The sequence below is a fragment of the Sphingobacterium sp. UBA865 genome (assembly GCF_002295765.1).
Classification (GTDB): domain Bacteria; phylum Bacteroidota; class Bacteroidia; order Sphingobacteriales; family Sphingobacteriaceae; genus Sphingobacterium; species Sphingobacterium multivorum.
The window spans coordinates 97,092-121,792 of the sequence record NZ_DBGB01000026.1; the positions used below are offsets into that span (position 1 = coordinate 97,092).

Below are 24,701 nucleotides of genomic sequence, written 5' to 3' on the forward strand. Positions count from 1 at the left end.
GATTTACTACAACCGATCTTTCTTTTTGTAGAATAATATGCTAAATAATAGCATGATAATTACTGTAAATATACAACTTAAAACGATACTCAATAAGGTGTATTGGATGTGCTGGAAGGAAAAAGATTCCAAGAGATACAAAAATGTATGATGAATCAATGTTCCGAAAAAGATGTAGGAAAAGAACCAGCGAATATTCATGAAGCCCAACATCGGGGTAAAGAAAGATTCGCGTTCTTCAACTTCAAGCGTAATTTTCATGAAGAAAATACGGAAGGCTGCCAGTGCAACACAGGCTGCGGTATTGACCCCAAGGGTATCATAAAACGAATCTACGGTAAGTCCCGTGAGAAATGCGATCAAATACACCAGGAAATTAGGTGTTCCTGTAGGAAGTAAAAAAATAAATAAGATATAAGGAAATGCAGCGACCAGATTGTAATAACCGATATTTTGAAATAGGAAAACTTGCATCCCTATCAAAACGATAAATCGAATAATATTAAATATTAAAATCCTAGCCATTGTCCTTTGTCGATTCTTCTAGTGTCTTTAATTCTTTATTTAACAGGTCTTTTACAACGTAGACATGTTGCAAGTTGGAGAAATTGGTACTCAACAATAGTCTAAGATCCAAAAAAGCGTCTCCTGAAGAGATCCCCGTCTGAATGACCGTTCCAACAAAAATTCCTTTTGGAAAATGTCCTGAATATCCTGAGGTGTACACTTTATCTCCTTTGTTGACTTTGATATGGTTTGGAATTTCCTTGACCATTGCCGCGCGGTAATCCATGCTATTGCCCCATACCAACGAGCCGAAAACCTCGGTGTGGCCTAATGTTACGGATATACGCGTATCGGGATGCAATAGGGATTGCACTGTCGAGAAGTTTTGGGAAACATTCAATACGATACCAACTACTCCTTTGGGAGCGATAACACCCATACCTCGCTCTATACCATCTTTACTGCCTTTATCGAGTGTGATCGTATTTGCCTTTTGGTGAATGCTATTGTTGATGACATTTGCAATAATAAATTCGTAACGCCCAAACTCACTGCTATCGATTGCCGGGACAGGACCGATCTTGATGCTGTCTGTTGATCGATAGGCTTGTAAGTCCTTTCTCAGTTGTGCATTTTCCTTTGCAAGTGCATCGTTGGTCTCCCCGAGGTGCAGGTAGCTTTTCCAGGAATTGACCTTTGCATACAGGCCTCCGATGATACTATTTGAAGAATTTAAAACAGAATTACGTTGGAAAGAATTGTTGGTGATCACCAAAAATAACGAGAATCCAAAAAATAGGATAAACCAGAAGAATGCATTGTATCGTCTCAGGAATAACCAAAGGTTTCTCATTTTTTAATGTGGGTATTTAATAAGCAAGCGATATAATAGTTTTGCATATTATATCGCTCTTTAATAAAATATTGTTATTAATTATCGAACGTTATGATTGCATCAAGAATTTAAATCGTCCAATATTTTTAAGTGCAATACCAGTCCCTCTTACGACAGCACGTAACGGATCTTCGGCAATATGTACTGGAAGTTTAGTTTTCGCTTGTATACGGCGGTCCAAACCGCGCAATAATGCACCACCACCGGTAAGATAGATACCTGTTTGATAAATATCCGCAGATAATTCTGGTGGGGTAATTTCAAGTGCTTTTAAGATCGCCTCTTCAATTTTTGATATGGACTTATCTAGACAATGCGCTATTTCGGTGTAAGAAACAGTAATTTGCTTAGGAACACCTGTCATCAAATCACGGCCTTGAACAGCGAAATCCGCCGGTGGTTCCTGCAACTCTGGTAGAGCAGCACCGACTTCAATTTTGATTTTTTCAGCCGTACGTTCACCGATCATGATGTTATGTTGTCTTCTGATGTATTGAACGATGTCAGAATCGAAGTTATCACCAGCAACACGAATAGATTGGTCACATACAATACCCGATAAAGCGATGACAGCAATTTCAGTGGTACCACCACCGATATCGATAATCATATTACCCATTGGTTCTTCCACGTCAATTCCGATTCCTACAGCAGCAGCCATGGGTTCGTGAATTAAATAGACTTCTTTGGCACCCGCAATTTCTGCTGAATCGCGGACAGCTCTTTTCTCTACTTCCGTAATACCGGAAGGAATACAAACAACCATACGTAGGGAAGGAAAAAACCAGCTCTTACCATTGTTTACCAATTTTACCATACCTCTGATCAGGTGCTCAGCTGCCGTAAAATCAGCGATTACTCCATCACGTAAAGGACGTACTGTCTTTATATTGTCGTGTGTTTTACCCTCCATTTGCATGGCCTGGCGACCAATGGCGATCACTTTGTTTGTGGTGCGGTCAAATGCAACAATAGAAGGTTCATCCACTACTACTTTGTCATTATGAATTATTAGGGTATTTGCAGTACCCAAGTCAATCGCAACTTCTTGCGTAAACCAATTAAATAAGCCCATCTGCTAATCCTTAAGCTATTTTAAAATAATATGCAAACCTACACAAAAAAAATTAATCTTTTTGAGGTTATACATCAAAAAAAACTACATTCTGAAAGTAAATTCTATCTGGAAAAAACTGTCTTTAAATTTAACGAATATAATCTGTAATTCTTACGTCCCGGCTGAAGTTATTTTTAATCAGACGCCGTGTTAAATTAAGAAATAAGTGGGTGTTTTTTAAATCATGGAGCACAAGGAGCAAGAATCCAAAAGTGAAAAGGTGGTTTTGAAAACTAGCTAAAGACTCAAATGCTATGAAGAGCTGATAAGCGAAGCCGTCACAACGTTTTAGAAGCCTATTCAGTAGGTTAATATGGCGAAGAGAACAGCTTCAGAAGGTTAATAAAGATAAAAGAAACAGCGGCATTATCGTTTGGGATAATGCCGCTGTCGGGCTACTGAAATATGTTTATTTAGACTCCAATAGGAAGTTAGTGGGCAGTTTCTGCTTGTTTTTCCTCTGGAGTTGGCTCATCATATTTGTGGAAGATCAAACGCACACCACTGTTTTTGGTGAAAAATTTGATCGACCAGTTTACGAATGTGATCAATTTATTTCTGAATCCATAGATGGACATCAAGTGGACAAACATCCAGGTCATCCAGCCAAAGAATCCATTGAAATGGATTTTTCCCATGTCAACGACAGCTTTATTACGACCTACCGTAGCCATGGACCCTTTGTCGAAATAGTTGAATTTCTCAGTTGGTTGATTGGACATTGTTTGAAGAATGTGTTTGGCAACATATGCTCCCTGCTGTTGCGCTACCGGTGCAACACCAGGTAAGCCACGAGGAAGATCATCTGTGATAAATGCCGAAACATCACCAATAGCATAGACCCCTGGCATATCAATAACACGGCATTGATCATCTGTCTGTATACGGTTACCACGTTGGATAATCTCCTTTTTGAAACCATTCGGATACTGCCCAGCTACACCTGCTCCCCAGATAACAGTTTTTGTTTCAATGCTTCTGCCATCGGCGAAAGTAATTGAATTGCCATCATATCCAGTTACCTGAACATTCAATAATACTTCTACACCCAAATCTTTGAGGTACTTTTCTGAATCTTTAGAAGATTTTTCAGATAAGTTGGCCAATACTTTTGGAAGTCCTTCAACCAGGTAAACCGACATCTCAGATTTTTTCAATTCTGGATAATCTTTCTCAAGAACATTGTTTTTAATTTCTGCGATTGCTCCCGAAAGTTCTACACCTGTTGGACCACCCCCAACAATAACAAAGTTCAAATTAGCTTTACGATCAGCAGGGTTTTCTATTCGTACTGCTTCTTCGAGGTTCTGTAAAACATAGCTTCGAATATTTAATGCTTCTTGTATATTTTTCATCGGCAAAGCATATTTCGTGATTTGCTGATTTCCGAAGAAGTTCGTGGTAGCACCTGTCGCAACAATTAAATAATCGTAGTCAAAATCACCAACATCTGTTCTTACAATCTTAGCCTCATTGTCTACACTTTTTACGTCAGCAAGTCTAAAATGAAAGTTGTCTTGGCCTTTGAACATTTTGCGAACAGGGAAGGAGATGGAGTCCGCTGAAAGAGTACCCGTGGCAACTTGGTACATCAATGGTTGAAAAGTATGAAAGTTATTTCTGTCCAGCAACAGAACTTCAACTTCCTTATTTTTAAGCTTTTTAGCAACTTCAATTCCTCCAAATCCAGCACCAATAATGATTACTCTTGGGAATTTTCTATTTGAACTATTGCTTGGCATATTTTTAATAGTTTGTTGTAAAAATTCGGTACAATCGAATTAAGCTGCAAATATCTTAAATTTTGGCTCAAAAAGCTAAAAAATATTTATTTATTATGCTGATATGTTGTGAATTTTATTGTAAAGAGGCTAATTCTTTCAATAATATGTTTTGTAGTTGTTTGATTTTTAGCTCTTTATAGTGTACATTGTACCCTTTGAAAAAAAAAGATGTATAGTGTCATCATTGTGTATAAAATACACAATGATGACACTATTGTAGCGCGCCTTTTATCTTGATTTTCATACCGTTGTTGTTATTGTGCAGATAAAGCTGACAGGCAAGACGGCTTTGATCATCGGCATCCGGAAGCGTGTCCAGCATGTCGAGCTCCTGATCACTCGCTGAAGGAAGCGTATCCAGGCCTTCGACAACTTCGACATGACAGGTGGCGCACAGCGCCATACCTCCACAAGTGGCCAGAATTTCATATTCGGATGCCTTTAAAATCTCCATGAGTGATAGGTTGATATCGGTAGGAACTTCCAGCGTATTTTCGGTCCCATCACGATCAATAACAGTGACTTGAATTAAATTATCGTCCATGGCTAGAATGTATTTATACCGTTTACAGTGGTGTATTTGAATGTCAATTTTTGATCTGGGTAGACAAATTTAAAAGCACTCTGACACATCAGGGCAGCCTCATGGTACCCGCAGAGAATGAGTTTCAGTTTGCCTGGATAGGTGTTGATGTCTCCAATAGCATAGATCCGCTCGATATTGGTTGAGTAATCAAGCGTATTGACCTCTATCGCATTTTTATCGATATTTAATCCCCAATCTGCGATTGGACCAAGCTTCGGCGTAAGACCATATAAGGGAATGAAATAGTCTGCATCTGTTGCGATGACTTCTTTTTCTTTATTGATTGTTTCAACATGGGACAAGTAGTCATTGCCATGAATATTGGTCAGATTGTGGGACAATAATAAGTTGATCTTACCTTGTTGGGCCAATTTGAAAACCTTTTCAGCCGAGTCCGGAGCGCCTCTGAAGGAGTCACTTCGGTGGATTAAAGTGACCTGTTGCGCAATATCTGCGAGATGGAAGGTCCAATCGAGCGCGGAATCACCGCCACCGGCAATGACGATTTTTTTATCCCGGTACTTGGCTGGGTCTTTTACCATATAATCTACGCCTTTTCCTTCAAAGAGATGAAGATTCGGAATTTCGGGCTTGCGTGGTTCAAAGCAACCTAAGCCCCCAGCGATGACAATGACCTGTGTATGAACCATCGTATGATCATTGGTTTCTACAATAAAAGAACCGTCGTCCTGTTTTGTTATATGTTCCACACGCTCGCCTAAGGTGAATGTGGGGTCAAAGGGTTTAATCTGTTCAAGCTGTTTATCGATCAACTCCTGCGCAGTGATACTTGGATAACCAGGAATGTCGTAGATAGGCTTATGGGGGTAAATCTCCGAAAGTTGACCGCCCACTTGGGGTAACACATCAATCAAATGGCAGCGCATTTTTAAAAGCCCAGCTTCAAAAACTGCGAATAGGCCAACAGGTCCTGCTCCGATGATACAGATATCCGTATTTATCATAGCTATTCTATATTTAAATTGTTATATATTGTATTCAAAATCCTTGTGAAAGCTTCGAAATCTTCGTCCGCTAGATTTTCCCAGGCCTTCATGCGAATCTCCGTAACAATTGGCGTAAGCGATGCTACTTTTAATTTTCCCTCTTCTGTCAAATGGAGGTATAGACTCCGACGGTCCGTTTCGTCAGTGATCCGCTCAGCTAGATTTTTTTTAAGGAGGATATCTACGATCCGTGTCAGTGTGGGCTGGTCTTTTCCGCATCGCTTTGCCAGTTCTTTTTGTGAAAGTTGATCTGTTTCATACAATGCCTTTAAAATGGTCCATTGGTCTACAGTAATATCAAATCCTTTCTCGGCAAAAGAAGATTGGGCGAACTGTTTTACTTTCTTGGCTGTTTGGTCCAAGATGAAAGAGTAGCGGTCAAATTTTTCGTTTAGCATACAAATATTTAGTACAACAAATATATTTAAAATATTTAGTGTGACAAGTAATTTGAATGCAATAAAAAAGGGCGTTCATTCGAACGCCCTTTTTTATTTTATCAATATCAGCTATTATGGTCTTACGACTTCAGCTTTTTTAGCAGTATTACCTTCTGCCAAATGCTTTCCTTTACGTAAGTCATATACTGAAGGTGCAGCTAAGATAATAGATGAATATGTACCTACGATAACACCGACTAAGATCGCGAATGAGAATCCACGGATAACTTCACCACCAAAGATAAACAATACAGCAAGAACAAACACGATTGTCAATGATGTGATAATTGTTCTACTTAATGTCGAGTTGATCGCATGGTTTACGACATCGCCAAGATCTTCATTATGTGCATTTGGTTTCGATACGAATTCACGTAAACGGTCAAATACAACAACTGTATCATTCACCGAGTAAGCAATTACAGTTAATATCGCTGCTACAAAGTGTTGGTCAATATCAAGTGAGAATGGAACGATACCATCCAAGATAGAGAATAATCCCAATAAAATGATCGCATCGTGAATTGTTGCAATAGCTGCTCCAACTGAATATTCCCATTTATGGAAACGGATCAAGATGTAAGCTGCAACAATGATGATGGAGAAAATTGCTGAGCTGGTTGCTCTAGATTTGATATCGGTAGCGATACTTGGTCCAACTTTTTGAGACGAAAGAATCTCATGTTTATTGGAAGCATCTACTTTCGATAGACCTTGGTTTAATTTGTCCAATACTTCTTTATCAGCAGTGTCCGAAGTTTCTTCAATATGGTAAGTTGTTGTAATGCGCAATTGATTGGCTGCACCGAATACTTTTACCTCTGTTGTTTTCTTGAAGATCTCGTCCAAGTTTGTACGTACAGCTTCTAAGTCCACAGGTTTATCATAACGAACGGTATAAGTACGTCCACCTTGGAAATCCACACCTAAACTGAATCCTTTTGTGAAAATTGATGCAGCAGAAATTAATACAGCAACGATTGAAATCGCGTAAAAGATTTTACGTTTCTGCACGAATTTGAAGTTTGCGTTATGCAACGTGTTTGCAGACCAAGGGAAAGAGACTTTGATTTTGAAATCTTTCGCCAACATCCATTCAAAGATAACACGTGTAACTAAGATCGCAGTAAACAATGAAGTAATAATACCCACCATTAACGTTGTTGCGAAACCTAAGATCGGACCACTACCAAATAAAAATAGGATAATACCAATTAAGAAGGTTGTGATCTGCGAATCCAGGATGGACGGTAAAGCATGTTTGTAACCATCAGCAACAGCCTGACGGATCGATTTTCCTAAGCCCAGTTCTTCACGGATACGTTCATAAATCAAAACGTTTGCATCGACAGCAGTACCCATTGTCAATACGATACCGGCAATACCAGGTAGGGTCAGTACAGCATTTAAGGATGCCAATACCCCCATAATGATAAATACGTTTAACAATACCGCGATGTTTGCTACGATACCCGCCGTATTGTAGTAAGCGATCATAAAGATCATTACCACGATAATACCGATAACAGCAGAATTTACACCGGCATCGATGGCAGCCTGACCCAAAGTAGGACCCACAACAGCTTCTTCAACGATTTTAGCCGTTGTAGGAAGACGACCTGCCTTCAATACGTTCGCCAAATCTTTGGTATCTTCTACCGTAAAGGATCCAGAGATTGATGAGCTACCATTTGGAATTTCACCGTTTACAGAAGGAGCAGAATAAACTACATTATCAAGAACGATAGCAATCGCATCTCTGTTTTGAGCTGCTTTTGCTGTAATTTTCTTCCATTGATGAGCACCTTCACTGTTCATTTGCATACCAACCACAGGTTGATTTTTCTCATCAAAGTTTGCTGTTGCGTCAGTGATCACATCACCCGTCAATACAGCACCGTTGTCCTGTCCAGACCCTTTAATGGCGTATAATGATAGTTGCTCAGGTGTTTTTTGCTCAGGTTTAACAGACCATAAAAGCTTTAAGTTTCCAGGAAGGATTGATTTCACCTCAGGACGTTGCAAGTAAGCATTTACTTTTGCCGTATCTTTTAATGAAGCAATACCGACCATTGAACCTGGCATAAGTGCCATTTGTTGGTTCTCGCCAATATAAACAGCTGGACGTAATACTTCAAATAATGGGTTTTTCTGACCTAGATTTACAGCAGCACTGTCTTTCTTAGCATCTTTTTTACCACCGGTTAGATTAGACAATAAATCATCTGATTTTTTGCTTGTATCTGCTGCAGCATTTGTCGTAGCAGCTGGAGCAGCTTTTAACGTTGATGCTAAAGTTTTATCAATATTTTCCAGTATTGGATAAACTTCCTGGTTTGTATATGTTTCGTAGAATTCCAATTTAGCCGAACCTTGTAATAGATTGCGAACACGGCTTTCATCTTTCACACCAGGTAATTCGATCAAAATACGGTTTGTACCTTGTTGAATTTGAATGTTTGGCGATGCAACGCCAAATTTATCGATACGTGTACGAAGTACTTTGTATGAATTTTGGATGGCATTGTCTGCTTCTTTTTGAAGGAATGATTCAACTTTGGAGTCTGAATCACCAGGTTTAATTAGAGCAGCGTTATCTTTTGTTGAAAAGAATGTCGAAAGCGGAGTTGTAGCACCGATGGATTTGTACTCTTCCATAAATAAAGCAACGACTGTTTTTGCACTCGTTTTGCTTTTTGCTACTGCTTGCTCCAACGCTTTGTTGAATTTCTCATCTTTTGGATTATTCGCCAAATTGCGGATCAATTCGTCCAATGAGATTTCCATGGTCACGTTCATACCACCTTTCAAATCCAATCCCAAAGCGAGTTCATTTGCTTTGGCTTCCCGATAGGTGTATTTTGCAAAACCTAAATTGTACACTACTTCACCGGCCATTGAGTCGAGGTAGCTTTTCTCTTTTGCCAAGTCTCCTTTGGCAAAATTCTCAGCATCTCGCTCCACATTGCGGGTCACCCAAGTAAATGATAGGGAGTATAGACACGCTAATGACACCACTATCACTAAAAGTTTAATCAGCCCTTTACCTTGCATCGTCTGTTATAATTGTATTAATTTTAATGTTAAATACTGTTTATGTAATTGATAATTAGTTCTCGTTTAATCACATTTTACCAAGAATGGCAAAGGTATAAAATTTTTGTAGAATGAAAAGTTTTATTTATGCCAATTAGGTCAACGGCATAAAAATAGGAGAATTGAAGAAAAAAAGAAATATTAATTGATTTTATTTATAAAAAAAGGTCCTACTCAAGATGAGAAGGACCTTTTTACATTGTTTAGTTGCTTATATTATCTCAATGTATATTTGATACCGAATGAGAATGTTGATGCATGGAAATCACTTCCGTGATTTAATTGCCAGTCTGGTTTCCAGTCAGCATGAAATCCAATAGGTGCTGAAGGAATTTTAAATTCAAGACCTAATTGTGGTCTTAAGCTTATTGCTGTATAGTTGTCACCATTATCGAAGAAAGTAGCCTGTGCACCGATACCTGCATACCAGCCTAATCCAGCAGCTCCGCGGAAAGGTCTAGCGTGTTGCCAGTCTGCACCTACAGCAACCACGTGATCGTCAAACATCACCTGTGCTTGACCATTGTTCGCTCCACCGATCGATTGTTTATATTGAATACCCCAAAGATCAGCGTGTTTAGTACCGTCAAATACAACACCAATTGCAGCGCGTTGTGGAGATTGAGCTTTCGCTTCTTGTGCGCCAAATGCTAATGCTGCGACGGCAGCTAATGAGAGTAATGTCTTTTTCATAATTATCTTATCTTTATATTTTCATTAATTAAAATAACTTTTCGTGTTACCAAAAGCAAATAGCCTGCCAAAAAATGATAAATTCTGGGACGTACCCGAACTGAGTGCTTAATTCATAACGTTTCTAATTTGTCTTCCGATTGTAATTTGTATCTTTTATTTTTTATTATTGCTTATTTTTCTTAAATTTGCCTGGCAAATAGAAAACCCAATACATATTTGCCATGCAATTAGATCCACAAAAATTCGTAGCAGAAGGTCTCACTTACGACGACGTCTTATTAATTCCAGCTTATTCTGAAATTTTACCCCGTGACGTTGATACGAGCACTTCGCTAACAAAAAAAATCAAATTAAATATTCCATTGGTTTCTGCAGCAATGGATACGGTAACCGGTGCTGATTTGGCGATTGCGATTGCACAAGCTGGCGGTATTGGTATGTTACACAAGAACATGACGATCGCAGAACAAGCTGCTGAAGTACGCAAAGTAAAACGTTCGGAGAGCGGTATGATTCAGGATCCAGTAACGTTATTGGCAACAGCAACTGTGGGTGATGCCTTCAATATTATGAAGGAGCACAAAATCGGAGGAATTCCTGTTGTGAACGAAAAAGGCCAATTGGTTGGTATTGTAACGAATCGTGATCTTCGTTTCCAAAAAGATATGAGCCGTCCAATCAACGAATTGATGACCAAGGAAAATCTTGTTGTTGCTCCCGAAGGAACGGACTTGGTGAAAGCGGAAGAAATTCTTCAGAACGAAAAAATCGAAAAACTTCCTGTAGTTAATGAAGAAGGTATTTTGAAAGGCTTGATTACCTTTAAAGATATCCAAAAATATAAACATTATCCCAATGCTGCCAAAGATAGCCATGGCCGTTTATTGGTTGGTGCGGCTGTAGGTGTTACACCAGATACCCTTGACCGCGTTGAGGCTTTGGTGAAAGCAGGTGTGGATGTGGTTACAATCGATACGGCACACGGGCATTCTAAAGGTGTAATCGATAAGTTGAAATTGGTGAAATCGCAGTTTCCTGAGCTACAGGTAATCGTTGGAAATATTGCGACCGGTGCAGCAGCAACAGCTTTGGCTGAAGCAGGTGCAGATGCCGTAAAAGTAGGTATCGGACCGGGCTCAATTTGTACAACCCGTATTATTGCTGGTGTTGGTGTTCCTCAGCTTTATGCTGTATATGAAGTTGCCAAAGCACTTAAAGGAACTGGCGTGCCATTGATCGCAGATGGTGGTATCAAACAAACCGGTGATATTGCAAAAGCAATTGCAGCCGGAGCAAGCACAATTATGGCTGGCTCTTTATTCGCTGGTGTGGAAGAAGCTCCGGGTGAAACAATTATCTATGAGGGACGTAAGTTTAAATCTTACCGCGGTATGGGCTCAATCGAAGCCATGGAAAAAGGATCTAAAGATCGTTATTTCCAAGACGTAGAAGATGATATCAAAAAATTGGTTCCTGAAGGTATCGTTGGGCGTGTTCCTTACAAAGGTACATTGGCTGAGGTCGTTTATCAATATATTGGCGGATTACGCGCTTCTATGGGATACTGTGGTGCTGCAACAATTGAAAAATTACAGGAAGCACAATTTGTCCGTATTACAGGAGCAGGGTTGAGAGAGTCCCATCCACATAATATTTCCATTACGAAGGAAGCACCAAATTATAACAGCAGAGGCTAGATGTTGCTTGGATGATATAAAAACCGATAATCTTGATTATCGGTTTTTTTGTGTAAAAATATTAGCAAGATAGCCCCAGTGATCAATAGGAAATTTGTACTTTTATACCCTATTCTCAGGTTTTAAAATTTAAGGAGTTAATTTGGATTATTTAGCGGGTTTAAACCCTTCACAACGAGGAGCCGTAGAGCAAACAGAAGGTCCTGTGATGATTGTTGCGGGAGCTGGTTCAGGAAAAACACGGGTAATTACCTATCGTGTAGCACACTTGATTCGAAAAGGTGTTGATCCATTCAATATCTTGGTATTAACATTTACCAACAAGGCTGCCAAAGAGATGCGCGCACGTATCGTTTCTGTTGTTGGAAGCGAAGCGAAAAATATTTGGATGGGAACATTCCACTCGGTATTCGCAAAGATACTCCGTGTCGAAGCAGAATTGATCGGTTATCCCAGAAACTTTACCATCTACGATACGGACGATACCAAAAGTTTGTTGCGTGCCATTTTAAAGGAAATGAATCTCGATGATAAGCTGTATAATGTCAATCATGTGTATGGACGTATCTCACAGGCAAAAAACAACTTGATCTCACCGCAGGAATATAATAAGAATGAAGCCATACTGGCCGAAGATATTTCCAATGGTCGTGGTCAATTGGGGCAGATTTATATGACCTATGCACAACGCTGTTACCGTGCTGGAGCAATGGATTTTGATGACCTCTTGTTTAAAACAAATGTCTTGTTAAACAAGCATCCAGAGGTATTGCATAAATATCAGCATCAATTTCGCTATCTGATGGTCGATGAGTACCAGGATACCAACTTCTCCCAATACCTTATTGTCAAACGCCTGGCAGCAGTCAACGAAAATATCTGCGTGGTTGGTGATGATGCACAGTCGATCTATGCATTTCGTGGTGCAAATATTCAGAATATCCTGAATTTCCAAAAGGATTATCCTGATGTGAAGATCTTTAAACTGGAGCAGAATTATCGATCGACTAAGATGATCGTGAATGCGGCCAATTCGGTGATTGCGAATAATCAGAATCAATTGGAAAAAAATGTTTTCTCGGATAATGAAGAGGGCGAAAAGATCAAGGTTTCACGTGCTTTCTCTGACAATGAGGAAGGTAAGATCGTTGCTGACCAGATCATTGAAGAGAAATCGTTAAAAGGACTTAATTATAAAGATTTTGCTATTTTGTATCGTACCAACGCCCAATCCAGGGCAATGGAGGAGGCCTTACGCAAAATTAATATTCCCTATAAAATATACGGTGGTACTTCTTTCTATCAACGGAAAGAAATTAAAGATCTGATCGCGTATTTCAGACTTACCTTCAACCCAAATGATGAGGAAGCACTAAAGCGTGTTATCAATTATCCACGTAGAGGGATCGGGGATACGACGATAGAGAAGATCATGATCGCTGCAGATCAGAATCAATACCGTATATGGGATGTTGTTGCAAATGCAGCCCAGTTTCTAGACGGACGTAGTGCAACTTCTGTCGGTGGTTTTGCACAGATGATACAGAGTTTTCAGGCTCTTGCCAAAAACAATAACGCATTTGATACGGCAATGCATATTGCGCAGCACTGTGGTATTCTGAAAGAATTGTATGAAGACAAATCGGTAGAGGGGCTGGCGCGTTACGAAAATATCCAGGAACTCCTCAATGGTATCAAGGAATTTTCGGAACGGGAAGATATCGAAGAGCGTGGACTTGATGTCTATATGCAGGATATCGCCCTGTTGACAAACGACGATAATGATAAAGATCCAAATGCTGATACTGTATCATTGATGACCATCCACTCTTCCAAAGGATTGGAATTTCCGATTGTTTTCATTGTAGGCTTAGAAGAAAACCTGTTTCCTTCCCAGTTGTCGTTGAATTCCAGGTCGGAATTGGAAGAGGAACGAAGACTTTTTTATGTCGCTGTTACGAGAGCTGAAAAAAAATTACTACTTTCGTATGCTACTTCGCGATATCGTTGGGGAACGCTGAATAACTGCGAACCCAGTCGCTTCTTGGATGAATTGAATCCGGCATGTCTTGCATTGGATTTTAAACCACGACAAACTTCTGCCTCAGCCGGAAGTTTTCAAGGCGAACGAATTGCATGGCAAAAAAAGGATAGTGATGATACGTTTTCTAAACCTAAGCCTAAGCCGATGGTTAAAACGACATCAATACTACCGAAAGCCCACAAACCTACTGCGGGTTTTGCTCCTTCAGATACATCAAATCTTCAAGTCGGCATGGAAGTTGAACATGAACGTTTTGGATTTGGGAAAGTTGTTAATCTCGAAGGAAACAAAGGAGATATAAAAGCAACTATTTTCTTTAAAGAGTTGGGACAGAAACAATTGTTGCTTAAATTTGCAAAACTTAGAATAATTCAATAATAAAATACCAAAACGGCATCTTGATCGTTTAATTAGGTACTTATATTAGCTATATGAACTTTGACTACAACAGCACTAGACCAAAATTGATCCTTGCAGAATATGGTCGCAATGTGCAAAATATGGTAGATTACATCTGTACTTTACCCACAAAGGAAGAAAGAAATAAACATGCGCAGATTGTAATCGATATGATGGGGGTATTGAACCCACATTTGAGAGACGTGTCTGATTTTAAACATAAACTGTGGGATCACCTACAGATTATCTCTGATTTTAAATTGGATATTGACTCTCCTTATCCAATTGCTACAGCGAAAAGTGTGAAACACGAAATTGAGCATTTGGGCTATCCGCAGCATTCCATTAGATTCAAGCACTATGGTTTTACCGTAGAGAAAATGATTGAAAAGGCTTTATTGGCTAATGACGAGGCTAAAAGAGAGCAGATGGTTATCGGTATCGCCAATTTTATGAAAATGGCCTACCTGACCTGGAATAAGGATTCTGTTTCGGACGAGTTGATCATCCAGGATCTCAAAGAATTGTCAGGTTATCAATTGACCTTACCGGAAGGTACCGTATTGACCAAACTTGACTTTAAAACTCCGCCTCCGGGAAATCGCGTTAAAGGTCCGGCTAACAGTAACTCAGGCGGAAATAATAACAATAACAATAATAATAATTCCGGTCACCAGTCGAAAGGTGGAGGCAAGCCTCGTATGACAAGTAACAACAACAATAATACGAAGCGCAATAACTACGGAAGCAATAACAACAGCTACAGTAGGGATAACAATAACAACAGCTACGGTAGGGACAACAATAACAACAATAACAGAAACAGAAAGCCGCAGGGTAATTATAATAATAAACGAGGCTAGTTCTTAAAGATTTTGTTTAAAGAAGCAGGCAATTGCGAAGTGATTAACAGATTTCTTTACAATTGCCTTCTTTTTTTAAGAATCGCGCTGTTTTATAAAAAAACAAGGTTCTTTGGTCTCCGATCCCGGTATGTTGGGCGGAAGGCTAAATATCCCGAGACAAATACAAGAACAGGGGTATGACACTAAGAAGATATCACTTATATATAAATGAACGCATTTGAAATAATCGGTGGAAAACCGTTAAAGGGAGAGATTATTCCTCAAGGAGCAAAAAATGAGGCCTTACAGATCCTTTCTGCAGTTTTACTGACAGAAGAACCTATGACCATCAGTAATATCCCAGATATTAAGGATGTCAATAAGTTGATCGATCTATTGGCTGCTTTAGGTGTTAAAATTGATCGCATAGATAAGGACACATACGTTTTTGAAGCTAAAGATATAAATATAGACTATTTCCAGTCACCCGAATTTAAAGAAAAAGGCGGTGGGTTGCGTGGCTCTATCATGATTGTCGGTCCTTTGTTGGCTCGATTCGGAAAAGCCGCTATTCCGAAACCGGGGGGTGATAAAATCGGACGTAGACGATTAGATACCCACTTTTTGGGTTTTGAAAAATTGGGTGCTAAGTTTGTGTACGATGCGACTACCCATTTTTTTAACGTTGATGCAACGGAGTTAAAAGGAAGTTATATCCTTTTGGACGAAGCTTCTGTAACGGGTACGGCAAATATCGTGATGGCTGCTGTATTGGCAAAAGGGACAACAACGATATACAACGCTGCTTGTGAGCCTTATTTACAACAACTATGTAAGATGTTGAATCGCATGGGGGCTAAAATATCCGGTATTGGATCTAATTTGTTGACCATCGAAGGCGAAGAGCGTCTGGGGGGAACTTCACACCGCATGTTGCCTGATATGATTGAAATAGGTTCTTTCATCGGCCTTGCAGCAATGACAGGTTCAGAAATCACCATTAAAGATGTCTGTTTTGAAGAACTGGGTGTTATTCCATCTGTATTTTCGCGCTTAGGCATCAAGTTTGAATTACGCGGTGATGATATTTTTATTCCAGCGCAAGAATCGTATGAAATCGATACATTTATCGATGGATCTATCCTGACGATTTCAGATGCACCTTGGCCAGGTTTTACGCCCGATTTATTAAGTATCGTACTTGTTGTGGCGACTCAGGCAAAAGGAAACGTATTGATCCACCAAAAAATGTTCGAGAGCCGTTTGTTCTTCGTGGACAAATTGATCGATATGGGGGCTCAGATTATCTTGTGCGATCCGCACCGCGCAACCGTTATTGGACTGAATAAATCACATCATCTGAGAGGTATTGAGATGACTTCGCCAGATATTCGTGCCGGGGTTTCTTTATTGATTGCAGCCCTATCTGCTAAAGGAAAATCTGTGATCCACAATATCGAACAGATTGAACGTGGCTATCAAGATATCGAAGAACGCTTGCGTAAATTAGGAGCAGATATTAAACGTATCGATGCCGAACCAAAAGGTCATTAATTAAAGCGAATAGCCTATGTGCTAGTGTAAGATAAAAGAAGCTCCGGATATAAATTCTGGGGCTTTTTTTGTGATATCTGCGTCAAATAAGGTAAATTTGTCTATACTACATTTAAACAGCTATAGATATGAAAAAATATCTAAAAAAGTACGCCTTAGTTTTCCCATTATTAGGCATAGTGCTTCTTTTTCACAATTGTCAATCCTCTACACCTAAAGAGGTTAAGCTACATGAAGAATCAAATACAACAACGGATATCCGCTCTTCTAAACGGATCAATGCTGCGGTAATCGTACAAAAAGTTACTTTTCCTAATATGCCTTTTGCTGAACTGATCAAGTTGATGAATCTGACCAATGATAGTTCACCTGCTGCATTGTGGAAAGCGATATCCGCACTACCTCAGGCGGAACAGATAAAGAAAGATAGCTTTGAAATTGAAAATCCCCTGCAGCGCATGGAGCTGATGCTTGTTCCTTTACGCAAGATGGAAATTAAATTTGATCAACAGCAAGCAAAATCGAATGCTGAAGGCCTGACTTACCGCCTGGAAAATTATGTGAATTATAACAAAGGCTTAGGCGAGGTTTTTCTAGCAAATAGCGAAAATGAGGCTATCCATGTAGGGCTGAACTATCCTGAAGGGAGACTTAATGGATTGGCGAAAGTGCAGATACGCATAAATCCCAAAGAGTATATGATCGATAAGACCGGAAAAACAAAAGTAATTGCCGGAATTACCTGTCAGCAGGCTATTTACAATAAAATTGATGCAAGCGATAAGACGCTCCCTAAATTTGTTGTCTGGAAAAGTCCACGTATTCCGAAAGGAATCAATGTGTTGCATCCTTATGTGTTTGACGAAAACGAAGGCATACTTGAAATTGATGCCTATCTCAATGCGGATGAAAATTCCCTTTTGCGCTTTACGACCACTGCCGTTGTCGAAAAGAAATTTGAACCCAAAGAATTTGAGGTAACAAAAGCACATGTTAAGCTTGATGGGGCCAAGGATCAAAAGAACATCGAAAAAAATGTACTTTATGTAGTGTTTCATTAGGAAACAACACATCAAGGAAACATCATTGAAAAGAAAACACCATAAAAAAGGAGTTGATCATTTGATCAACTCCTTTTTTATTTGGGCTATATGTAAAAGTTTACATTAAAGGAGCTGGTGCTTCTTCTTCAAATAAAGGGAATTCCTTGATAATGTTATACCATGTGATAACCTTTTTAATATCCGAAGAATAAACACGTGATTCATCATGGCCAGGAGCTACTTCACGGAAGAAATTTCTTAAAGTAGCGCCATCAGATTTTGTATCTGGTAGAGCGATGCCTTTCTCTTTGATTGTTTCAAAAATATTCAATAGACGAATTTCTTCTTCTTCACCATAGATTGTGATATCTTCCAAAGTCGCCATTTTTGTAGAAGATAAACTTACTACAGTTTTAATTTTTGCTTGATCAAGGGTTTCTAGAATAAAACCACCTTTATTTTGTCCAACCAATTTGAACAATCCTGGTTTACCAGTTACGGATACTAATGCTCTTAAATTCATTTTAATATTATTTAAATCTCCAAGAATTAATCTTCGATAACTTCAATTGATAAAATACGGTCACCTTGTCTGATATCGTCAACGATGTCTACGTTTTCGATTACTTTTCCAAAACAAGTATGGTTACGATCTAAGTGCGCAGTGTTGTTACGGCTATGACAGATGAAAAATTGCGAACCACCTGTATTACGACCTGCATGAGCCATAGACAATACACCTCTATCGTGGTATTGGTTTTCGCCTGTTAGTTCACAGTCAATTTTATAACCAGGTCCACCTGTTCCAGGGATTCCAGCAGCACCTTCACGTGAATTTGGACATCCACCTTGGATAACGAAATCAGGGATCACACGGTGAAACGCTAATCCATCATAATATCCTGATTTAGCAAGTTTGATAAAATTGGCTACTGTATTTGGAGCATCAGCTGTGTAGAACTCCACAGTCATGTCGCCTTTTTCTGTTTTAATAATCGCTTTACTCATATTCAAAAATTTTTATGAAATACAAAGATAACGTTTCAGAGTGAAATGTGAAGTAAATCGCGATTGCCAATTTTTTTTAATTGATAGATTGTGTATTTCTCAGGATATTAATTAGCTATTTTTTGTATATTTATGTACGCTAGCCAATTATAATTAACTTTAGATGTCAAATCCGTACAAACTAGTCATTCGGGAGTGGGCAGAGGCCGACCGCCCGAGAGAGAAGCTATTGAGCCAGGGGCGTAGGGCGCTTACAGATGCCGAATTATTGGCTATCCTGATCGGCTCTGGTTCCAAAAATGAAAGTGCTGTCGAATTATGTCGACGCATATTGGCTGATGTCAAAAATAACCTGCACACCCTTTCGATGATGGAGGTCTCGGAACTGAGCCTATATAAAGGGATAGGTGAAGCAAAAGCCATCGCCATTATTGCGGCATTGGAGCTCGCCCGCCGCAAAAACGACCTGCCTGCAGAAGAACGAAAGCTGGTAAATAGCAGCCGCTTCGTTTACAACTTGATGAAACCCATCCTGCAGGATCTGCCTCATGAAGAGTTTTGGACTCTGTATTTGAATACGGGGTATAAAATATTGGACAAACAGCTCATCGGCCGTGGTGGTAATGATTTTACGCCGGTCGATGTCCGGATAATTTTACGCTCCGCACTCAGCCTTAAAGCACATGCCATTATTTTAGTTCATAACCACCCATCGGGCACCTTGTATCCCAGCAATGCTGACAAAATTCTGACGCAAAAAATTGTTGAAGCCTCTAAAATTATGGATATTAGAGTTGCCGATCATTTAATCTTTACCGATAACGGCTATTATAGTTTTAAAGACGAAGGTATAATCGACTAGTTACAGTAATTCTTAGTATGAACAAAAACAGTATTGATAGATTCACAGACCGGGTTGTCGATTACGAGAAATTTAGACCTTGTTATCCAAAAGAGATTATTCAAGTACTTAAAGAACAGATAGGGCTGGATAAAAAATGGTTGGTTGCCGATATTGGTAGTGGCACTGGGCTATCTACGCAACTTTTTCTCGAAAATGGAAATGACGTTTTTGCTGTTGAACCCAATCGGAAAATGCGTGAATCTTTATTGCATCATTTTAAAACCTATCGGAATTTAATCGCGCTGAATGCCACCGGCGAAAGTACATCCATTGAGTCTGGCTGTGTCGATCTTATTTTTGCGGGTCAATCGTTTCATTGGTTTGATCGGGATGCATGTAAAAGGGAGTTCGCCCGCATCCTCACCGAAAATGGACATATTGTGTTGGTTTGGAACCAGCGTGATCCGGACGACGCTTTTCAACAGGAATACGAAGATTTTCTGCTCAGCCATATACCAAGCTATCAATCTGTCAGTCACAAAAATATCAGTGACGATGATCTCAAACAATTTTTTTCACCACGTCCAATGATCAAAATAACCTTGCCAAACCAACAGATATTGGATCTTCGGTCGTTCTTGGGAAGAGTACGTTCATCATCCTATTTTCCAAAAGAGCAGGCTGAAAACAAAACGCTCTATGACGATCTCCGTACACTTTTCGATAAGTACGCAATCGCTGAGCGTATCGTATTCAAGTATATTACTGAAATTTATAACAGTTAACTAAGAAATAGGAATTTGCAAAGCTTCTTTCGTTGCATTTTTTCTCTTCCAGTCGAAAACTCTTCGTATAGGCGAAGAATGAAAAGGGAAGATTAAGATGAATAACGTTAGGATTACCCCGATAATAAATAGCCCGGAGTAGGCGTCGCGTATGGATAGTAGCGAGGCTTGGACTTGGACCGATTTCATTATATTTCCTCTTTGTAGCACCAAGCTATTTGTTCGATCGATTATACCAGCAAGATTATTGGCATTAAGGATCTGTAGGTGGTAATACCAATTGGCAATGATGTTTGACCAGACTACAGGCACCAAAAATGAACGTGTAAGAATCAAAAATACTAAGCCAGAGAGGTAATATTTACTGGGAATATTGCCGGCCATATATACGCCTATTCCAATGTAGGAAGTGATCACGCCCATTCCTCTTAATGTCAAAGGGAGATAGAACAAAGCCGAGTTTGTATGTTGGTCAATAATCCTTGCAAAGAAAAAGCAAGATAGGGCATAACACGCTGCGGAGAATGCCAAAATGAACTTGCATTTCTTTGTTATTTTGAAATATATATAAGCGATTACTGCGCCGATCATATAACCAGGAATTACATAGGTATTTATTTCGGCGACTTCCAAGGGGTTTGTACCAAGCGTAATTCCCAAAAGGGAGGAGTACAGCGAGGTCGAGCTATAAAAAATGCCGAAAATAAAAATTGTTCCAATGGAGATAGGCAGAATCCGTGTTGAAAAGGCTTCAAAATTTAAGAGTGATTTTCGGATTAGTACACTTCTATTTATAAAAAGTATAAAAAAACAGAGCGATGCGATTCCGGTGACCAAAATAAACCTGGAATGAAACCAATTTTGTGTCAGACCATATGTGCTGAAATAGGCAAAATTCAATAATGAAATACAAAGTAAAATACTTCCAAACCAGTCATATTGATACAGCGGTACCTTTTTAAAATCTGACGATTTCATAAAGATGATGCAGATTAACAACGCTACTGCAAGTAGTATATTTTGAAATAAAAAGACAGTTTCCCAATAGAAACGTGTTGCAAATAGAACAGATACATAACTTGCCAAGGCAGGAATGATCATTGTCATGGGGTAGTAGACTGCATATAATTGATACCGTTCTCCACGTGGCATGAGAAAAGGGATCATTTCCCCAATGATAGCCATCGTGACAATAATCTTGGCACTCCCGATAAAAAATGTGGCCATACAGATGTTAACACCATTATTAGCATGTTCCAAAACCGCATTGGAAGCGAGGATAATGAAGATAGATACAATTAATATCGTCTTTTTGGAAAATAATTTCAACAACCTAAATACCAGTGGTATGGCACATACCATTCCTGCATAATAACAATATGTAGCCATACTCAGATCTGCAGTGATACCGGCGTATCCATTCATGACATACGTGTTAATGGATGTTGGGATTCCATTATTGAACGAAAATAAAATATTGAGTACAAACAGAAACAACAATTCCCAACCTGAACTCAACCAATCTCTGAATATACGATCTTTCATGATTATTTAATACGTATGATAGCATTCATACCTACGCGAAGCATGGCGAGATCTTTTGGGGTATTGGATGCTGTAAAATTAATTCTAACCGGAATGCGCTGTTGTACCTTAACAAAGTTCCCCGTAGAATTGTCAACCGGAACAGCAGAATACTTAGATCCTGTTGCTTCGGATATGGCGGCTACTTCACCTTCAAATGTCTTCCCGGCCAATGCATCAATTTCAATGTTGACTTTTGCCCCGAGGGCAATATTTTTTAGTTGACTTTCGGTATAATTTGCGGTAATCCATTTCTGCTCATCACGTACAATATTGACCAATGGCGTACCGTTTTGCACCAATTGACCCTCTTCAATCGTCCGCCGTCCCAATACACCGTCGTACGGTGCCGTGATAACCGTATACGAAAGGTTTAACTTGGCTAGATCAATCGCAGATTCGGCCTTTAGTAATGAGGCATCATTGACCGACAGCTTCTGTTCAGACTCATGTGTGTTAAGTTTCGATACACGCTCTTGCGCCAAAAGTGCCTTATATTTGGCTAACATGGCCTCATAATCTGCTTTTACCTGATCGAATTGATATTGCGCTACTGCTTCATCTTTCACCAGACTCTCGTAACGCCTATAATTCAATTCCATATTATCTAGCCGGGCTCTCATCTCATCGATATTGGCATTTGCTATCGCAGTACTATTGCTGGCAATGGCAATTCCAGATTGCGATATAGTTTTACTTGCTTTGGCATCGGCAAGAGTGGCTTGTGCATTTTGTAATAAAATTCTGTACTCCGCATCATCAATAATGACGAGTGTATCGCCTTTGTGAACTTTTTGATGCTCATCAAATCGAATTGCTTTGATATAACCGCTGATACGCGAATTTATAGGGGTAATATGGGCATCTACCTGGGCATCATCTGTATAAACAGATTCGTTGATGTGGAAAAAGACTAAGATACCCCAGATAATGGTAAACACAATGACGACTGCAGATAGGATGTTGATGATCCATATCTTCCGCCTTCGTTTTATTTCTTTCTCACTTAATGTTGAATTGCTCATGACTCAATTATTTATCTTCTTTTTTTCTGAAAATCAAGGCTCCCGATACTATTGCTTATCAATAATTGCGGTCAATTTTTCGAGAGTTTCTGTAATTTCCAATACTTTTTTTTCTGATATCTCCTGCAGGATCACACGGTAGAGGTCTTGTTGGACAGGGTCTAATAATGTCCTATATTCGTTTCCCTTTACCGTTAATTCGATTAAATTATTTCGCCTGTCATTGGGATCGCTGACGCGTCTAACCAGATCCCGTTTACAAAGATTATCGATCAGCGGAGTGACACTTGCTTTGTTCTTCTGTATTGCTGTGGCTATATCTTGCTGATTCATTTGCTCCTTTTTCCACAGTGCTGCCAATACTTGCAACATTTCATAGGTGATATCCAATTGCTGTTCCTTTATTTTCTGGATATAGTATTGTTTTAAGCTCGTTCGCAAAGCAATGATACTATCCACTAAGGGTTTTACTGGATTCATGGATTCGTTTTTCATAGTACAAAGTTAAATATAAAATAGTTAAATATCAAACTAAATTGCTTTAGTTAAAAATGTGTTAAAGATGGATGCTTTAGAGAGAGATGGCATTTTATTTGGGAGCACCTAAACGAAAGGAAAAAAAGATATGTTAAGAGTTGAATTAATCTTCTTTAGACGTTGCCTACTGCCACTGCTGATTTTAGGAGGTGGGATAAGTGTTGTAAGGGCGCAGCAAATGCACGCTTTTAATAACTTGGAAACCGATTATCATTTTGTATATCAGTGGGTAGATCCATTCTTCCCTTTAAGCCCACAGGTCGATGTGATGACCTTGGACGCGCCGATTGATAAGGAGCCCGAGCAACAGGAGAAAATAAAAACGTCAACGGGAAAACAGCGTTTTACGGGCAGGGTGAGTGAGCGCGTATATGAAGGTTCGGAAGTAATCGTGAGCCCTGGAGAATCGGTTGGAAATATAACCTACAGCTCCACTAGTTCACCCACCCGGTATCGTGTTGCCATTGATCGAAGGAGCAATGAGCACTACCATGGAAAGCCCGTATTTATAGATGCAAAGGGGATAAAATATATAATTGATTCGAAATTTAGAAAACAAGTTGTCGAATAATTCCTTGGCTAAGTTAAAAATTTGTAAAAAATATTTTTTCAGGTAATTAAATCGAAATATGGCATTTGTATTGTGCTTTTATTTACAATTATTTAAATAACAATTGGGTTATGAAAGCAATAAATCGTTTCAAAAAAATCACAGCTGCATTAGCTTTGATCGCTGCAGTCGGATTGGGACAATCCTATGCACAAACGGCTCCTAAAAAAATGGAAAAAGAAGCCAAAAAGTCTGAACAAAAAGTAAAGACTAAAGCCAACGAGGCCGAAACGAAAACGAAGGCAGCGCCGGTGAAAGCTACAGCGAAGAAGGAAGTTGCGGTCAAGGAAAAGTCAACGCAGACGAAAAAGATGGCTGATACAAAAACAGCGCCAGCAGCACCAATGGAAGCGAAGGAAAAAGCCGTGAAAAAAGAAAGTGCTAAAGCTGAAAAACAAGCCACTGCTGTTAAAAAGGATGCCGTAGCAACAACTGATAAAGCAACAAGTGAAAAATACAACGGCCATACAATATATCTCGGTCCAAAAGGTGGCAAATATTATATCAACGGAAATGGTAACAAAACGTACATTTCTGACAAAAAATAAAGAGCAGCTGAAAACAAAAAAGGGACATCGATCGATGTCCCCTTTTTTGA

23 protein-coding genes are annotated in these 24,701 nt (G+C 39.3%); 9 read left to right on the plus strand and 14 right to left on the minus strand.

Features of this window, described 5'->3' with window-relative positions; all coding sequences use genetic code 11:
- Nucleotides 1-6: 6 nt before the first annotated feature.
- From B2O97_RS15205 to B2O97_RS15245, 9 genes are all read right to left on the minus strand, one after another.
- Nucleotides 7-474, minus strand: coding sequence for a rod shape-determining protein MreD (locus B2O97_RS15205; RefSeq protein WP_231585175.1), 468 nt, complete (start codon nucleotides 472-474; stop codon nucleotides 7-9).
- 43 nt (nucleotides 475-517) lie between these two features.
- Complete coding sequence (mreC, locus tag B2O97_RS15210; RefSeq protein WP_115046837.1) at nucleotides 518-1,360, minus strand: rod shape-determining protein MreC; 843 nt, start codon at nucleotides 1,358-1,360, stop codon at nucleotides 518-520.
- Between the two features lie 91 nt (nucleotides 1,361-1,451).
- Nucleotides 1,452-2,477: a rod shape-determining protein gene (locus tag B2O97_RS15215; protein ID WP_046671815.1), complete on the minus strand. Its 1,026-nt coding sequence runs from the start codon at nucleotides 2,475-2,477 to the stop codon at nucleotides 1,452-1,454.
- Nucleotides 2,478-2,950: 473 nt separating this feature from the next.
- Complete coding sequence (locus B2O97_RS15220) at nucleotides 2,951-4,261, minus strand: NAD(P)/FAD-dependent oxidoreductase (protein WP_070566001.1); 1,311 nt, start codon at nucleotides 4,259-4,261, stop codon at nucleotides 2,951-2,953.
- Nucleotides 4,262-4,514: 253 nt separating this feature from the next.
- A complete protein-coding gene (locus B2O97_RS15225) occupies nucleotides 4,515-4,847 on the minus strand; it encodes a 2Fe-2S iron-sulfur cluster-binding protein (protein WP_115046839.1) in 333 nt (110 codons plus the stop codon).
- Nucleotides 4,848-4,849: 2 nt separating this feature from the next.
- Nucleotides 4,850-5,854, minus strand: a complete 1,005-nt coding sequence (locus B2O97_RS15230; protein ID WP_115046841.1) for an NAD(P)/FAD-dependent oxidoreductase — start codon at nucleotides 5,852-5,854, stop codon at nucleotides 4,850-4,852.
- A 2-nt stretch (nucleotides 5,855-5,856) separates the two neighbouring features.
- Nucleotides 5,857-6,294 (minus strand): MarR family winged helix-turn-helix transcriptional regulator, encoded by a 438-nt coding sequence (locus tag B2O97_RS15235; RefSeq protein WP_070565996.1) that lies wholly within the window; start codon nucleotides 6,292-6,294, stop codon nucleotides 5,857-5,859.
- Between the two features lie 114 nt (nucleotides 6,295-6,408).
- Nucleotides 6,409-9,390: a protein translocase subunit SecDF gene (gene secDF, locus B2O97_RS15240; RefSeq protein WP_286767645.1), complete on the minus strand. Its 2,982-nt coding sequence runs from the start codon at nucleotides 9,388-9,390 to the stop codon at nucleotides 6,409-6,411.
- Nucleotides 9,391-9,648: 258 nt separating this feature from the next.
- Entirely contained in the window at nucleotides 9,649-10,125 is a 477-nt protein-coding gene (locus B2O97_RS15245) for a hypothetical protein (RefSeq protein WP_286767646.1), read from the minus strand.
- A gap of 224 nt (nucleotides 10,126-10,349) precedes the next feature.
- Here B2O97_RS15245 and guaB point away from each other — a divergent pair, with 224 nt between their 5' ends.
- The 5 genes from guaB to B2O97_RS15270 all read left to right on the plus strand — a co-directional run bounded on the left by guaB (nucleotide 10,350) and on the right by B2O97_RS15270 (nucleotide 17,728).
- Nucleotides 10,350-11,825 (plus strand): IMP dehydrogenase, encoded by a 1,476-nt coding sequence (guaB, locus tag B2O97_RS15250; RefSeq protein WP_075993975.1) that lies wholly within the window; start codon nucleotides 10,350-10,352, stop codon nucleotides 11,823-11,825.
- 142 nt (nucleotides 11,826-11,967) lie between these two features.
- On the plus strand, nucleotides 11,968-14,247 hold the full coding sequence (locus B2O97_RS15255) for an ATP-dependent helicase (RefSeq protein ID WP_115046847.1): 2,280 nt from the start codon (nucleotides 11,968-11,970) through the stop codon (nucleotides 14,245-14,247).
- A 53-nt stretch (nucleotides 14,248-14,300) separates the two neighbouring features.
- The gene (locus B2O97_RS15260) at nucleotides 14,301-15,131 is read left to right on the plus strand and encodes a DUF4290 domain-containing protein (RefSeq protein WP_115046849.1); all 831 of its coding nucleotides are present in this window, start codon (nucleotides 14,301-14,303) and stop codon (nucleotides 15,129-15,131) included.
- A 210-nt stretch (nucleotides 15,132-15,341) separates the two neighbouring features.
- On the plus strand, nucleotides 15,342-16,667 hold the full coding sequence (murA, locus tag B2O97_RS15265; RefSeq protein WP_115046851.1) for a UDP-N-acetylglucosamine 1-carboxyvinyltransferase: 1,326 nt from the start codon (nucleotides 15,342-15,344) through the stop codon (nucleotides 16,665-16,667).
- A 128-nt stretch (nucleotides 16,668-16,795) separates the two neighbouring features.
- Nucleotides 16,796-17,728, plus strand: coding sequence for a hypothetical protein (locus B2O97_RS15270; protein WP_115046853.1), 933 nt, complete (start codon nucleotides 16,796-16,798; stop codon nucleotides 17,726-17,728).
- Nucleotides 17,729-17,828: 100 nt separating this feature from the next.
- Here the strand turns inward: B2O97_RS15270 and B2O97_RS15275 are convergent, their stop codons facing one another.
- Entirely contained in the window at nucleotides 17,829-18,233 is a 405-nt protein-coding gene (locus B2O97_RS15275; protein WP_070565981.1) for a DUF5606 domain-containing protein, read from the minus strand.
- A 26-nt stretch (nucleotides 18,234-18,259) separates the two neighbouring features.
- Nucleotides 18,260-18,718 carry a peptidylprolyl isomerase gene (locus B2O97_RS15280; RefSeq protein WP_046671802.1) on the minus strand — a complete coding sequence of 153 codons (459 nt, stop codon included), beginning with the start codon at nucleotides 18,716-18,718 and terminating at the stop codon, nucleotides 18,260-18,262.
- Between the two features lie 163 nt (nucleotides 18,719-18,881).
- On the opposite strand from B2O97_RS15280, the gene radC reads away from it, so the two are divergent.
- Together radC and B2O97_RS15290 are read left to right on the plus strand one after the other, a co-directional pair.
- The gene (gene radC / locus B2O97_RS15285; protein WP_070565979.1) at nucleotides 18,882-19,580 is read left to right on the plus strand and encodes a RadC family protein; all 699 of its coding nucleotides are present in this window, start codon (nucleotides 18,882-18,884) and stop codon (nucleotides 19,578-19,580) included.
- Between the two features lie 17 nt (nucleotides 19,581-19,597).
- Entirely contained in the window at nucleotides 19,598-20,347 is a 750-nt protein-coding gene (locus B2O97_RS15290) for a class I SAM-dependent methyltransferase (RefSeq protein WP_115046855.1), read from the plus strand.
- Here B2O97_RS15290 and B2O97_RS15295 read toward each other — a convergent pair whose 3' ends face one another.
- The 3 genes from B2O97_RS15295 to B2O97_RS15305 are packed head-to-tail and all read right to left on the minus strand — an operon-like array spanning nucleotide 20,348 to nucleotide 23,451.
- A complete protein-coding gene (locus B2O97_RS15295; protein WP_115046857.1) occupies nucleotides 20,348-21,892 on the minus strand; it encodes an MFS transporter in 1,545 nt (514 codons plus the stop codon).
- Nucleotides 21,893-21,894: 2 nt separating this feature from the next.
- Complete coding sequence (locus B2O97_RS15300; RefSeq protein WP_083295941.1) at nucleotides 21,895-22,956, minus strand: HlyD family secretion protein; 1,062 nt, start codon at nucleotides 22,954-22,956, stop codon at nucleotides 21,895-21,897.
- Between the two features lie 48 nt (nucleotides 22,957-23,004).
- Nucleotides 23,005-23,451 carry a MarR family winged helix-turn-helix transcriptional regulator gene (locus B2O97_RS15305; RefSeq protein WP_083295940.1) on the minus strand — a complete coding sequence of 149 codons (447 nt, stop codon included), beginning with the start codon at nucleotides 23,449-23,451 and terminating at the stop codon, nucleotides 23,005-23,007.
- A gap of 130 nt (nucleotides 23,452-23,581) precedes the next feature.
- On the opposite strand from B2O97_RS15305, the gene B2O97_RS15310 reads away from it, so the two are divergent.
- Nucleotides 23,582-24,064, plus strand: coding sequence for a hypothetical protein (locus B2O97_RS15310; RefSeq protein ID WP_139144989.1), 483 nt, complete (start codon nucleotides 23,582-23,584; stop codon nucleotides 24,062-24,064).
- A gap of 110 nt (nucleotides 24,065-24,174) precedes the next feature.
- Nucleotides 24,175-24,651, plus strand: a complete 477-nt coding sequence (locus B2O97_RS15315) for a hypothetical protein (RefSeq protein ID WP_115046859.1) — start codon at nucleotides 24,175-24,177, stop codon at nucleotides 24,649-24,651.
- The last annotated feature ends 50 nt before the right edge of the window (nucleotides 24,652-24,701 follow it).